The 12,941-nt window shown below is 71.8% G+C and carries 11 protein-coding genes; 10 read left to right on the top strand and 1 reads right to left on the bottom strand.

Going from position 1 to position 12,941, the window contains the following annotated elements:
• Positions 1–154: 154 nt before the first annotated feature.
• The 4 genes from DQ392_RS35190 to nusB all read left to right on the top strand — a co-directional run bounded on the left by DQ392_RS35190 (position 155) and on the right by nusB (position 3,593).
• Positions 155–1,219 (top strand): AAA family ATPase, encoded by a 1,065-nt coding sequence (locus tag DQ392_RS35190; protein ID WP_245981402.1) that lies wholly within the window; start codon positions 155–157, stop codon positions 1,217–1,219.
• A 116-nt stretch (positions 1,220–1,335) separates the two neighbouring features.
• Complete coding sequence (locus tag DQ392_RS12615; RefSeq protein WP_114015666.1) at positions 1,336–2,517, top strand: aminopeptidase P family protein; 1,182 nt, start codon at positions 1,336–1,338, stop codon at positions 2,515–2,517.
• 81 nt (positions 2,518–2,598) lie between these two features.
• Positions 2,599–3,165, top strand: a complete 567-nt coding sequence (gene efp, locus DQ392_RS12610) for an elongation factor P (protein ID WP_114015665.1) — start codon at positions 2,599–2,601, stop codon at positions 3,163–3,165.
• Positions 3,166–3,167: 2 nt separating this feature from the next.
• Positions 3,168–3,593 carry a transcription antitermination factor NusB gene (gene nusB, locus DQ392_RS12605; protein ID WP_114015664.1) on the top strand — a complete coding sequence of 142 codons (426 nt, stop codon included), beginning with the start codon at positions 3,168–3,170 and terminating at the stop codon, positions 3,591–3,593.
• 246 nt (positions 3,594–3,839) lie between these two features.
• On the opposite strand, the gene bldD is transcribed toward nusB, so the two are convergent.
• Positions 3,840–4,340: a transcriptional regulator BldD gene (gene bldD, locus DQ392_RS12600; protein ID WP_114015663.1), complete on the bottom strand. Its 501-nt coding sequence runs from the start codon at positions 4,338–4,340 to the stop codon at positions 3,840–3,842.
• Between the two features lie 239 nt (positions 4,341–4,579).
• Between bldD and pyrR the strand changes: the two genes are divergently transcribed.
• The 6 genes from pyrR (at position 4,580) to carB (ending at position 12,860) form a co-directional block, all read left to right on the top strand.
• Positions 4,580–5,236 (top strand): bifunctional pyr operon transcriptional regulator/uracil phosphoribosyltransferase PyrR, encoded by a 657-nt coding sequence (gene pyrR, locus DQ392_RS12595; protein ID WP_114015662.1) that lies wholly within the window; start codon positions 4,580–4,582, stop codon positions 5,234–5,236.
• Between the two features lie 211 nt (positions 5,237–5,447).
• Positions 5,448–6,443: an aspartate carbamoyltransferase catalytic subunit gene (locus tag DQ392_RS12590; RefSeq protein WP_114015661.1), complete on the top strand. Its 996-nt coding sequence runs from the start codon at positions 5,448–5,450 to the stop codon at positions 6,441–6,443.
• Between the two features lies 1 nt (position 6,444).
• Complete coding sequence (locus tag DQ392_RS12585; protein WP_114015660.1) at positions 6,445–7,740, top strand: dihydroorotase; 1,296 nt, start codon at positions 6,445–6,447, stop codon at positions 7,738–7,740.
• Positions 7,741–7,745: 5 nt separating this feature from the next.
• Positions 7,746–8,342: a PH-like domain-containing protein gene (locus DQ392_RS12580; RefSeq protein ID WP_181856400.1), complete on the top strand. Its 597-nt coding sequence runs from the start codon at positions 7,746–7,748 to the stop codon at positions 8,340–8,342.
• Positions 8,342–9,532, top strand: a complete 1,191-nt coding sequence (gene carA / locus DQ392_RS12575; RefSeq protein ID WP_114015659.1) for a glutamine-hydrolyzing carbamoyl-phosphate synthase small subunit — start codon at positions 8,342–8,344, stop codon at positions 9,530–9,532. Before DQ392_RS12580 ends, carA begins: the two co-directional genes overlap by 1 nt.
• Complete coding sequence (gene carB / locus DQ392_RS12570; protein WP_114015658.1) at positions 9,525–12,860, top strand: carbamoyl-phosphate synthase large subunit; 3,336 nt, start codon at positions 9,525–9,527, stop codon at positions 12,858–12,860. Before carA ends, carB begins: the two co-directional genes overlap by 8 nt.
• The last annotated feature ends 81 nt before the right edge of the window (positions 12,861–12,941 follow it).

Here is a 12,941-nt window from a genome sequence, read left to right as displayed (position 1 = left end):
GCCGGGCGGCCTGGGTGCGTCGGGCACTCGGGAGCGGACCCGGCCGTTCCCACAGGGGCGGCCGGGGACGGTACCGTCAGTAGCCGAACGCACAGCATCACACCGGGCGTTGCGCTGCGACGCTCGCACACCTTGAGACGGAGTTGGGGTCCGGATGCAGCACAGCGGTGCCCAAGGCGCCCAGCCAGGCTTCGGGGCGCAGTGGCCCGTCCCCGCGCCGTCGCCGGGCGGTCTCGCGGCGGCCGGCTTCTCCCCGCGGCCTTCCCACGCGCAGGTCCCGCCACCACACCCTCACCAGCCCCAGTCGCATCCGCAGCCTTCCCAGCCGCAGCCGCAGCCGCAGCCGCCGGGCCCGCCGCCGGGCCCGGGCCAGGGGTCTGCCCCCCAGCCGCCCCACCCTCCTCAGCAGCCACCGCACCAACCGCCGCTCCAGCCATCGGCGCCTCCCCAGCCGCAGTCCCAGCCCCAGCCACACCCCCAGCACCCGCAGCAGCCTCTTCCGGCTCAGCCGCAGTCCGCCCCCGCGCCTCCGGCGGGTCCGCCCGCGCAGCCGGGCGGCAGCATGCCCCCGGCCGAGGCGACCGGCCACGTCAGACTGGGGCCGGGGGCGCCGGTCGAGATACCCGCGCCGGACGCCACCCCGGCCCAGCTGGACGCCACCAGGGCCGCCGTAGCGGTCCTGCTCATCGGTCCGGCGGGCGCGGGCAAGACCACGGTCGCGCGGTACTGGGCCGACCACCGCGCGGTGCCCACCTCCCACATCAGCCTCGACGACGTGCGCGAGTGGGTGCGCTCCGGCTTCTCCGACCCCCAGACGGGCTGGAACGAGAACTCCGAGGCGCAGTACCGCCTCGCCCGCCGCACCTGCGGCTTCGCCGCCCGTAACTTCCTGGCCAACGGCATCTCCTGCATTCTGGACGACGCGGTCTTCCCCGACTGGCCCGTCATCGGCCTCGGCGGCTGGAAGAGGCACGTGGGCCCCGGGCTCATCCCCGTGGTCCTGCTGCCGGGGCTGGACATCGTGCTGGAGCGCAACGCGCAGCGCAGCGGCAACCGGCGCCTGGCCGACGAGGAGGTGGCCCACATCCACGGCCGGATGGCGGGCTGGTACAGCTCGGGGCTGCCGATCATCGACAACTCGCGCCAGGACATCGCGAGCACGGCGCAGATGCTCGACAACGTCGTCGCGCGCAGCCTCGCCAGCCCGGTGAGCTGGTGACCGGCGCGCGCCGCCGTCCCGGAACGACCCTCGGCTGACCCGACAATCGCAATCCGCCTCGCCCGCACGGCCGTGTCCGGGCGGCCCGCGCGCCCCGCGCTGCGTACCCTCGGCATATGTCCGAGGTGCATGTGTCCCGCCGCGCCCGGCTGCGCGACCGCTGTGCGGCGAGCACCGCCCACGACGGTCCCGCGGACGCGGTGCTGATCTCCCGCCCCGCCAACGTCCGCTATCTGACCGGCCGTGCGGCGCCCGGCAGCGTGCTGCTGCTCGGCCCCGACGGCCGGGACACCCTCGTCTCGACCCCGGGTCAGGGCCCCGCCAACGGCGCGCACCCGGCCGACGACCTGAAAGAGATCACCCTGGACGTGCCGGGCGGGCCCCTGGGGGCACCGTCGGCGGCGGAGACGGGGGAGGAGGCGCAAGGCGGTACCCGTGGCGACGCCGCGGTGGTCGCCGCCTCGCTCGCCGAGCGCGGCGGCGCCCGCGCGCTCGCCGTGGAGGAGCACCATCTGACGGTCGCCAGACACCGTGCGCTGACCGCCGCCGCGCCCTCGGTGCACCTGGCCGACCTCGGCCTGGTCGTGGAGCAGCAGCGGGTGGTCAAGGACGAGGAGGAGATCTCCGCGCTGCGCGTCGCCGCGGAGATCACCGACCAGGCCCTCGGCGAGCTGCTGGAGTCGATCCTGGTGGGGCGTACGGAGCGGCACCTGGCGCTGGAGCTGGAGCGCAGGCTGATCGACCACGGGGCCGAGGGCGCCGCCTTCCCCACGTCGGTGGCCACGGGGCCGAACTCGGGGCTGCCGGGGCACCGGCCGACGGACCGGCGGGTGGAGGAGGGCGATTTCCTCTCGGTACGCCTGGGGGCGCGCTATCGCGGATACCGCTGTCAGATCGGTCGCACGTTCGTGATCGGGACCGCGCCCGACGCCTGGCAGGTCGAGCTGTACGACGTCGTCTTCGCCGCTCAGCGGGCTGCGCGGGAGTCCCTGGGCCCCGGGACCGAGTGCCGCGAGGTGGACCGTGCGGCCCGCCAGGTGCTGGGCGCCGCAGGGCACGGTGCGGCGCTCGGAGAGTCGACGGGGCACGGTGTGGGGCTGGAAATCGGTGAGGACCCTCGGCTGTCGCCGGAGGCCGTGGGTAAACTTGACGCTCGTGTGCCGGTCACCGTCGAACCGGGGGTTCATCTCCCGGGCCGGGGCGGCGTCCGGATCGACGACACGCTCGTCGTCCGCCCGCAGGCGGACGGCGGACCCGAGCTACTCACCATCACGACCAAGGAGCTGCTCGCCCTGTGACCCCTGGCGGGGTCGGGCCCACGGGCCGTAGGGTGCGGCAGCGCCCTGGTCTCCGCAGCAGTCTCAGGAGATTCCGCGACCGTGGCATCCACGAACGACCTCAAGAACGGCATGGTGCTCAAGCTCGACGGCGGCCAGCTCTGGTCCGTTGTCGAGTTCCAGCACGTCAAGCCGGGCAAGGGCCCCGCCTTCGTCCGTACCAAGCTGAAGAACGTCCTGTCCGGCAAGATCGTCGACAAGACGTTCAACGCGGGCACCAAGGTCGAGACGGCCACCGTGGACCGACGGGGCATGCAGTTCTCGTACATGGACGGCGACTACTTCGTCTTCATGGACATGGAGACCTTCGACCAGCTCCACATCGACCGCAAGGTCGTCGGCGACGCGGCCAACTACCTGATCGAGGGGTTCGACGCCACCGTCGCCCAGCACGAGGGCGAGGTGCTCTACGTCGAGCTGCCGGCCGCCGTCGACCTGACGATCAAGCACACCGAGCCGGGCGTCCAGGGCGACCGCTCCACCGGCGGCTCCAAGCCCGCCGAGCTGGAGACCGGCTACAGCATCCAGGTGCCGCTCTTCATCGTCACCGGTGAGAAGATCAAGGTCGACACCCGCTCCGGCGAGTACCTCGGCCGGGTGAACAGCTAACCGTGGCCGCACGCAACAAGGCCCGCAAACGTGCCTTCCAGATCCTCTTCGAGGCCGACCAGCGCGGCGCCGACGTGCGGACCGTGCTCGCCGACTGGTTGCGGCTCGCACGGACGGACACCCGCCAGCCGCCCGTCTCCGAGTACGCGATGACCTGCGTGGAGGGCTACGCGGAGAACGCCGCACGGATCGACGAGCTGCTGTCCACCTACGCGGTGGACTGGACACTCGACCGCATGCCGGACGTCGACCGCAGCATCCTCAGGCTCGGTGTCTACGAGCTGCTGTGGAGCGAGGACGTCCCGGACGCCGTCGTCATCGACGAGGCCGTCCAGCTGGCAAAGGAGTTCTCCACGGACGAGTCCCCGGGCTTCATCAACGGCCTGCTGGGCCGGCTGAAGGACCTCAAGCCGACGCTGCTGCGCTGACGCCCGGCCTCCCGCCGCCGAAGGGGGTGCCTTCCCGGAGGAGAAGGCACCCCCTTCGTCTGGTGTGCGGAGCGTCTTCTGTGCGCCGCACACGTCGGCTTCCGTGCGGCGTACGAAAAAACGGCGGTGCCGAACCGGCCGCACTCGCCGGACGTGGCCGGGTGCGGTCGGTTCGGCACCGCCGGTTCCGCCGTCTCGCGAAAGGGCGCTCGATGGGAAGGGTGTCCTGCGGCGGGAGGCGCGCTCTCAGACCTCTTCGTGGGAGACGGCCCGCCGCGCGTCGGCGTCCAGGACCCCCCAGCTGATGAGCTGCTCCGTGAGCACGGAGGGGGACTGGTCGTAGATCACGGCCAGTGTGCGCAGGTCGTCCTGGCGAATGGAGAGGACCCTGCCGTTGTAGTCCCCGCGCTGCGACTGGATCGTCGCCGCGTACCGCTGGAGCGGGCCCGCCTTGTCGGCCGGCACGTGGGCGAGGCGCTCGAGGTCGAGCACCAGCTTCGGCGGCGGCTCGGCCGCTCCGCCGGGGGTGGTGCCCGGCAGCAGCTCTTGGACCGGCACCCCGTAGAAGTCCGCCAGCTCGGCGAGGCGCTGGACGGTCACGGCCCGGTCGCCGCGCTCGTACGAGCCCACCACGACCGCCTTCCAGCGGCCCTGGGACTTCTCCTCGACACCGTGGAGGGAGAGGCCCTGCTGGGTGCGGATGGCGCGGAGCTTGGCTCCGAGCTGTTTGGCGTATTCGCTGGACATATGGCTCCCCGGACGCTGGATCTCGCTGAGCGGCTGCGCCACGCGGTGCGCTGCGCCGCGCTCTTCGTAACTCACTGTGAGGTTACGCAGCGTAATGTGCCGCGTCAAGCCGAGGGGGGCCAGACGGCTGGTGCGGCCCCTGTGCGAGGGCACCGGGGCGGCCCTGGTAGCGTGGGGCGACGACGACAAGACGTCCTTTAAGTCCCGTCCCGTGAGGCGGCCAAGGAGGTCCGATTTCCATGGACAACAGCAGCACCGGTCTGCAACCGGCACGCCCCGTACTGGAGGCGCCGGACATCAAGCGGGTCCTCACCCGCATCGCCCACGAGATCGTCGAACGCGCCAAAGGCGCCGACGACGTGGTACTTCTCGGCATTCCCACCCGCGGCGTCTTCCTCGCCGGGCGGCTGGCCGACAAGCTCGAGGAGATCACCGGCAGCGCCGTTCCGGTCGGCTCACTCGACATCACGATGTACCGGGACGATCTCCGCCTGGGCCCCGCGCGCGCCCTCGCGCGCACCGAGATCCCGGCCACGGGGGTCGACGGACGACTCGTCGTCCTCGTCGACGACGTGCTCTACTCAGGGCGCACGATCCGCGCCGCGCTCGATGCCCTGGGTGACATCGGGCGTCCCCGCGCCGTCCAGCTCGCCGTTCTCGTCGACCGCGGTCACCGTGAGCTGCCCATCCGCGCCGACTACGTGGGCAAGAACCTGCCCACCTCGCAGCGCGAGACCGTCAAGGTGCAGCTGACCGAGGAGGACGGCCACGACGGCGTGCTGCTCGGCGTCCGCGAAACCGGCCGCGAAGCCGGTGGCCGCCAGACGGACGTCCGCGAAGCCGGCGCCGGCGACGCGGCGGAGCGCTCCCGCCACGGCACCGCCCCCGCGGGCTAGCCACACCTCGGCACCCTCCACGCCGCACGCCCCGAGCCGTCGGCCCGGCGTGGCCGCCGCGCGGCCCGCACCGCGCCGCACACCCGTGTGTCCGCTGTCAGGCCGCGCCCCGCGCCCGCCGGGGCACGCACCGGCGCGCGACGCGCACGCCCGCGCCGCATCCGACCCTCGCGACGACCTCATCCCACCCCACGGAAGGCCCAGGCAACAGATGAAGCGTCACCTCATCTCGGCCGCCGACCTCACCCGCGACGACGCCGTCCTCATCCTCGACACCGCCGAGGAGATGGCCAGGTTCGCCGACCGGCCGATCAAGAAGCTGCCCACCCTGCGCGGCCGCACCATCGTCAACCTCTTCTTCGAGGACTCCACCCGCACCCGGATCTCGTTCGAGGCCGCCGCCAAGCGGCTGTCCGCCGACGTCATCAACTTCTCGGCGAAGGGCTCCTCGGTCTCCAAGGGCGAGTCCCTCAAGGACACCGCACTCACCCTGGAGGCCATGGGAGCCGACGCCGTCGTCATCCGGCACGGCGAGTCCGGGGCCCCGCACCGGCTGGCGACCTCGGGGTGGATCGGCGGTTCGGTCGTCAACGCGGGCGACGGAACCCACGAGCACCCCACCCAGGCGCTGCTGGACGCCTTCACCATGCGCCGCCGCCTGGTCGGACGGGAGGGTGCGGGACTCGACGGGCTGCGCGTCACCGTCGTCGGCGACATCCTGCACAGCCGCGTCGCCCGCTCGAACGTCCACCTGCTGTCCACCCTGGGCGCGCACGTCACCCTCGTCGCCCCGCCCACCCTGGTGCCGATCGGGGTGGAGTGCTGGCCGTGCGAGGTGTCGTACGACCTGGACGCCGTGCTCGCCAAGTCGGACGCGGTGATGATGCTGCGCGTCCAGCGGGAGCGGATGAACGCGGCGTTCTTCCCCACCGAGCGTGAGTACGCCCGCCGCTACGGGCTCGACGACGACCGCATGGGGCGGATGCCGGACAACGCCATCGTGATGCACCCCGGGCCGATGAACCGCGGCATGGAGATCACCGCGCAGGTCGCCGACTCGCCCCGCTGCGCCGCTGTCGAGCAGGTCGCCAACGGAGTCAGCATCCGGATGGCCGTGATGTACCTGCTGCTCGGCGGCGCCGAGCCGGCGCTTTCCCGGACGGACGAAGCCCCCACCGAGACCCCGACGCCCCAGGAGAACAACTGAGATGACCGATCAGAAGACGACACTGCTGCGCGGCGCCAGGGTCCTGGGGGGCGAACCGCAGGACGTGCTGATCGAGGGCGGCGTCATCGCCCGGGTCGGCCGCGGTCTTCAGGCCGCGGGCGCCGAGGTGGTCGAGGCCGAGGGGCGCGTGCTGCTGCCGGGCCTGGTGGACCTGCACACCCACCTGCGCGAGCCGGGCCGTGAGGACTCCGAGACCGTGCTGACCGGCACCCGCGCCGCCGCCAGGGGCGGTTACACCGCGGTGCACGCCATGGCCAACACCTTCCCCGTCGCCGACACCGCGGGCGTGGTCGAACAGGTGTGGCGGCTCGGCCGGGAGTACGGCTACTGCGACGTGCGGCCCGTCGGCGCCGTCACCGTCGGCCTGGAGGGCAAGCAGCTCGCGGAGCTGGGCGCCATGCACGACTCCGCCGCAGAGGTGCGGGTCTTCTCCGACGACGGCAAGTGCGTGGACGACGCCGTGATCATGCGGCGGGCGCTGGAGTACGTGAAGGCGTTCGACGGCGTGGTGGCCCAGCACGCACAGGAGCCCCGGCTGACCGAGGGCGCCCAGATGAACGAGGGTCTGGTCTCCGCCGAGCTGGGCCTGGCAGGCTGGCCGGCCGTCGCGGAGGAGTCGATCATCGCCAGGGACGTGCTGCTCGCCGCGCACGTCGGCTCCCGCGTCCACATCTGCCACCTGTCGACGGCAGGGTCGGTGGAGATCGTGCGCTGGGCCAAGTCCAAGGGCTGGAACGTCACCGCAGAGGTCACCCCGCACCACCTCCTCCTCACCGACGAGCTGGTCCGCTCCTACGACCCGGTCTACAAGGTCAACCCGCCGCTGCGCACCGAGGCCGACGTCATGGCGCTCCGTGAGGCGCTGGCCGACGGCACCATCGACTGCGTCGCCACCGATCACGCTCCGCACCCGCACGAGGACAAGGACTGCGAGTGGGGCGCGGCCGCCATGGGCATGGTCGGTCTGGAGACGGCGCTGTCGGTCGTGCAGCACACCATGGTCGAGTCCGGGCTGCTGGACTGGGCGCAGGTCGCCGACCGGATGTCCCACCGGCCCGCCGCCATCGGGCGGCTGGCGGGACACGGCCGCCCCGTGGCGCCCGGCGAGCCCGCCAACCTGGTTCTCCTCGATGCCGCTTACCGTGGAGGCGTGGACCCCGCGGGCTTCGCCTCGCGCAGCGCCAACACCCCGTACGAGGGCCGTGAGCTGCCCGGACGCGTCACCCACACCTGGCTGCGGGGCCGCGCGACGGTCGTGGACGGGGCATTGAAGTGAGCAGTGTGAGCACGTTGAACCACCCCGTGGCCGCCCTGGCGGCCGCACAGGAATCACAGGACGTCACCGACTGGGCCGCCCGGATCGGCTGGGTCGTCGGGCTCGTCCTGTTCATCGCGCTGCTGTACTGGCTGATGCGCCAGGGCTGGAAGTGGCGCGGCACCCTCCAGGGTGACCTGCCCGAGCTGCCGCAGCGCCCCGACGACCCCGGGCAGCCGCTGCTGGAGGCGGCCGGGCGCTACCACGGCTCCACCAGCGCGGGGCAGTGGCTCGACCGGATCGTCGCCCACGGCCTGGGCACCCGCAGCCGCGCCGAGCTGGCGCTGACCGAGCGGGGTCTGGAGATCGTGCGGCCGGGCGCCGAGGACTTCTTCGTCCCCGCCGAGCGGCTGTGCGGCGCCCGGCTCGACACCGGCATCGCGGGCAAGGTGCTCACCGAGGGCGGCCTGCTGATCGTCACGTGGGAGCACGGCGGGCGGCGGCTCGACTCCGGGTTCCGCTTCGACCGCTCAGCCGAGCAGGCCGCATGGGCCGAGAAGATCAACGCAATGAGCGGCGACAAGGGTGCCGCCGCCACGCAGCAGCACAAGGAAGGCGCATGATGACGACCTCCGCCAGGGGAGCGACCGGTACGACGGCAGATCCCGCCCTTCTCGTCCTGGAGGACGGCCGCACCTTCCGCGGACGGGCCTACGGGGCCGTGGGGGAGACCTTCGGCGAAGCCGTGTTCTCCACCGGTATGACCGGCTACCAGGAGACCCTGACCGACCCGTCCTACCACCGTCAGGTCGTCGTGATGACGGCCCCGCACGTCGGCAACACCGGCGTCAACGACGAGGACCCGGAGTCGGCCCGCATCTGGGTGGCGGGCTACGTCGTCCGCGACCCGGCCCGTACCCCCTCGAACTGGCGCTCCACCCGCTCCCTCGACGAGGAGCTGCGCGGCCAGGGGGTCGTCGGCATCAGCGGGGTCGACACCCGCGCCCTGACCCGGCACCTGCGGGAGCGCGGCGCCATGCGCGTCGGCATCTTCTCCGGCGAGGCCGCGGCGGCGGGCGAGGCCGCGCTGCTGGCGCGGGTGCGGGAGGCGCCCGCGATGCAGGGCGCCGACCTGTGCGGCGAGGTCGCCACCCAGGAGTCCTACGTGGTCCCCGCCCACGGTGAGAAGCGGTTCACCGTCGCCGCGATCGACCTCGGCATCAAGGGCATGACGCCGCACCGCATGGCCGAGCGCGGGATAGAGGTGCACGTGCTGCCCGCCACCGCGACGGCCGAGGACATCGACGCCGTGCACCCCGACGGTGTCTTCTTCTCCAACGGCCCGGGCGACCCGGCCACCGCACACCAGCCGGTCGAACTCATGCGCGGCGTGCTGGAGCGCGGCACCCCGCTGTTCGGAATCTGCTTCGGCAACCAGATCCTCGGCCGCGCCCTCGGCTTCGGTACCTTCAAGCTCAAGTACGGCCACCGCGGCATCAACCAGCCCGTACAGGACCGCACGACGGGCAAGGTCGAGGTCACCGCGCACAACCACGGCTTCGCCGTCGACGCGCCCACCGACCGGGTCAGCGACACCCCCTACGGGCGGGCCGAGGTCAGCCACGTCTGTCTGAACGACGGCGTCGTCGAGGGCCTGCGGCTGCTCGACAAGCCGGCCTTCAGCGTCCAGTACCACCCCGAAGCGGCAGCCGGTCCGCACGACGCCGCCTACCTCTTCGACCGTTTCGTCGAGCTGATGCGCGGCGGAGACAACCAGCACCACGCCACCCCCCTGGAGGACCAGCGTGCCTAAGCGCACCGATATCCAGTCCGTCCTGGTCATCGGATCGGGTCCGATCGTCATCGGACAGGCCGCCGAGTTCGACTACTCCGGCACCCAGGCGTGCCGCGTGCTCAAGGCCGAGGGCCTGCGCGTGATCCTGGTCAACTCCAACCCGGCCACCATCATGACCGACCCGGAGATCGCCGACGCCACCTATGTCGAGCCGATCACCCCCGAGTTCGTCGAGAAGATCATCGCCAAGGAACGGCCCGACGCGCTGCTGCCCACCCTCGGCGGCCAGACCGCGCTCAACGCGGCCATCTCCCTGCACGAGTCCGGTGTCCTGGCCAAGTACGGCGTCGAGCTGATCGGCGCCCGCCCCGAGGCCATCCACAAGGGCGAGGACCGCGACCAGTTCAAGGAGGTCGTCGAGGTCGTCCGGGGCAAGACGGGGCACGGCGAGTCCGCGCGCTCCTACATCTGCCACTCCATGGACGACGTGCTGCGCGGCGTCGAGGAGCTCGGCGGCTACCCCGTCGTCGTCCGGCCCTCCTTCACCATGGGCGGCGCGGGATCCGGCTTCGCGCACGACGAGGAGGAGCTGCGCCGCATCGCGGGCCAGGGCCTCACCCTCTCGCCGACCACCGAGGTGCTCCTGGAGGAGTCCATCCTCGGCTGGAAGGAGTACGAGCTGGAGCTGATGCGCGACAAGAGCGACAACGTCGTGGTCGTCTGCTCCATCGAGAACTTCGACCCGATGGGCGTGCACACCGGTGACTCGATCACCGTCGCACCCGCCATGACGCTGACCGACCGCGAGTACCAGATCCTCCGTGACATCGGCATCGCCGTCATCCGCGAGGTCGGCGTCGACACCGGCGGCTGCAACATCCAGTTCGCCGTCAACCCCGAGGACGGCCGGGTCGTCGTCATCGAGATGAACCCGCGCGTCTCCCGGTCCTCCGCGCTGGCCTCCAAGGCCACAGGCTTCCCGATCGCGAAGATCGCCGCCAAGCTGGCCGTCGGCTACACGCTGGACGAGATCCCCAACGACATCACCCAGGAGACCCCGGCCTCCTTCGAGCCCACGCTCGACTACGTCGTGGTCAAGACGCCCCGCTTCGCCTTCGAGAAGTTCCCCGCGGCCGACCCCACCCTCACCACGACCATGAAGTCGGTCGGCGAGGCCATGGCGATCGGCCGCAACTTCACCGAGGCGCTCAACAAGTCCCTGCGCTCGCTGGAGAAGAAGGGCAGCCAGTTCGACTTCGCCACCCCGGCGGCGGAGCTCGGCAAGAAGACCGACCTGCTCGAGCTGGCCTCCCGCCCCACGGACGGGCGCATCAACACGGTGATGGCCGCCATCCGCGCCGGCGCCACCCAGCAGGAGGTCTTCGAGGCGACGAGGATCGACCCCTGGTTCGTCGACCAGCTCTTCCTGGTCAAGGAGACGGCCGACGCCATCGCCGCGGCCCCCGAGCTCAGCGCCGAGATGTTCGCCGAAGCGAAGCGGCACGGCTTCTCCGACGCCCAGATCGCCTCCATCCGCTCGCTGCGCGAGGACGTGGTCCGCGAGGTGCGGCACGCGCTCGGCATCCGCCCCGTCTACAAGACCGTGGACACCTGCGCCGCCGAGTTCGCCGCGAAGACGCCGTACTTCTACTCCTCCTACGACGAGGAGAGCGAGGTCGCGCCCCGCGAGAAGCCCGCGGTGATTATCCTCGGCTCCGGTCCCAATCGCATCGGCCAGGGCATCGAGTTCGACTACTCGTGCGTCCACGCCTCCTTCGCGCTCGGCGCTGCGCCTTCTCCTGTGGGCGGCTACGAGACCGTCATGGTCAACTGCAACCCCGAGACCGTCTCCACCGACTACGACACCTCCGACCGGCTCTACTTCGAGCCGCTCACCCTCGAGGACGTCCTGGAGGTCGTCCACGCCGAGCAGCAGGCGGGCCCGGTCGCCGGTGTCCTCGTCCAGCTCGGCGGCCAGACGCCGCTCGGTCTCGCCCAGGACCTCAAGGACAACGGCGTGCCCATCGTCGGCACCTCGCCCGAGGCCATCGAGCTGGCCGAGGAACGAGGCGCCTTCGGCCGGGTGCTCACCGAGGCCGGGCTGCCCGCGCCCAAGTACGGCACCGCCTTCTCCTTCGAACAGGCCAAGGGCATCGCCGCCGAGATCAACTACCCGGTCATGGTCCGCCCCTCCTACGTGCTGGGCGGCCGCGGCATGGAGATCGTCTACGACGAGCCCTCGCTGGAGTCCTACCTCCAGCGCCACGCGGGCCTCATCGAGCGCCACCCCGTCCTCATCGACCGCTTCCTCGACGACGCCATCGAAATCGACGTCGACGCCCTCTACGACGGCAACGAGCTGTACCTCGGCGGCGTCATGGAGCACATCGAGGAAGCCGGCATCCACTCGGGCGACTCCGCCTGCGCCCTGCCCCCGATCACCCTGGGCGGCTACGACATCAAGCGGCTGCGCGCCTCCACCGAGGCCATCGCGCGCGGCGTCGGCGTCCAGGGCCTGATCAACATCCAGTTCGCGATGTCGGGCGACATCCTCTACGTGCTGGAGGCCAACCCGCGCGCCTCCCGCACCGTGCCGTTCACCTCCAAGGCCACAGCCGTCCCGCTCGCGAAGGCGGCCGCCCGCATCTCGCTGGGCGCCACCATCGCCGGGCTGCGGGCCGAGGGGCTGCTCCCGGCGCACGGCGACGGCGGCGACCTGCCGCTGGACGCCCCCATCTCCGTGAAGGAGGCCGTCCTGCCCTGGAACCGCTTCCGCGACGTGCAGGGGCGGGGCGTGGACACCGTGCTCGGCCCGGAGATGCGCTCCACCGGCGAGGTCATGGGCATCGACTCGCTCTTCGGCACCGCCTACGCCAAGTCGCAGAGCGCCGCGTACGGGGCGCTGCCGGGCAAGGGCCGCGCCTTCGTCTCCGTCGCCAACCGCGACAAGCGCGCGCTGATCTTCCCCGCCCGCGAGCTGGTCGCCATGGGCTTCGAACTGCTGGCGACCTCGGGCACCGCGGAGGTCCTCAAGCGCAACGGCATCAACGCCACGGTCGTCCGCAAGCAGAGCCAGGGCACCGGGCCCGCCGGTGAGCCCACCATCGTGCAGCTCATCCACGACGGCCAGGTCGACCTCATCGTCAACACCCCCTACGGGACCGGCGGCCGGCTGGACGGGTACGACATCCGCACCGCGGCCGTCGCCAGGTCGGTGCCGTGCCTGACGACGGTGCAGGCGCTGGCCGCCGCGGTGCAGGGCATCGAGGCGCTGGCGCGCGACGAGGTCAGCGTGCGTTCCTTGCAGGAGCACGCCGAGCACCTGGTCGCGGCCCGCGAGAGCTGAGCCCGGCTTGTCACCCCCGTCCCTCCTTCGGACTTCGTCCGGGGGGAGGGACGGGGGCCACAACACACCACAGGAACCCAC

The organism is Streptomyces reniochalinae, assembly GCF_003323735.1.
In the GTDB taxonomy this organism is placed as follows: Bacteria; Actinomycetota; Actinomycetes; order Streptomycetales; family Streptomycetaceae; genus Streptomyces; species Streptomyces reniochalinae.
This window is presented reverse-complemented; position numbering and strand designations above follow the sequence as displayed.

Bases quoted from the DNA above. Each gene is read 5' to 3' on its own strand.
- DQ392_RS35190 (WP_245981402.1), top strand. From the start codon at position 155: ATGCAGCACAGCGGTGCCCAAGGCGCCCAGCCAGGCTTCGGGGCGCAG.
- DQ392_RS12615 (WP_114015666.1), top strand. From the start codon at position 1,336: ATGTCCGAGGTGCATGTGTCCCGCCGCGCCCGGCTGCGCGACCGCTGT.
- bldD (WP_114015663.1), bottom strand. From the start codon at position 4,340: ATGTCCAGCGAATACGCCAAACAGCTCGGAGCCAAGCTCCGCGCCATC.
- pyrR (WP_114015662.1), top strand. From the start codon at position 4,580: ATGGACAACAGCAGCACCGGTCTGCAACCGGCACGCCCCGTACTGGAG.
- DQ392_RS12590 (WP_114015661.1), top strand. From the start codon at position 5,448: ATGAAGCGTCACCTCATCTCGGCCGCCGACCTCACCCGCGACGACGCC.
- DQ392_RS12585 (WP_114015660.1), top strand. From the start codon at position 6,445: ATGACCGATCAGAAGACGACACTGCTGCGCGGCGCCAGGGTCCTGGGG.
- carA (WP_114015659.1), top strand. From the start codon at position 8,342: ATGACGACCTCCGCCAGGGGAGCGACCGGTACGACGGCAGATCCCGCC.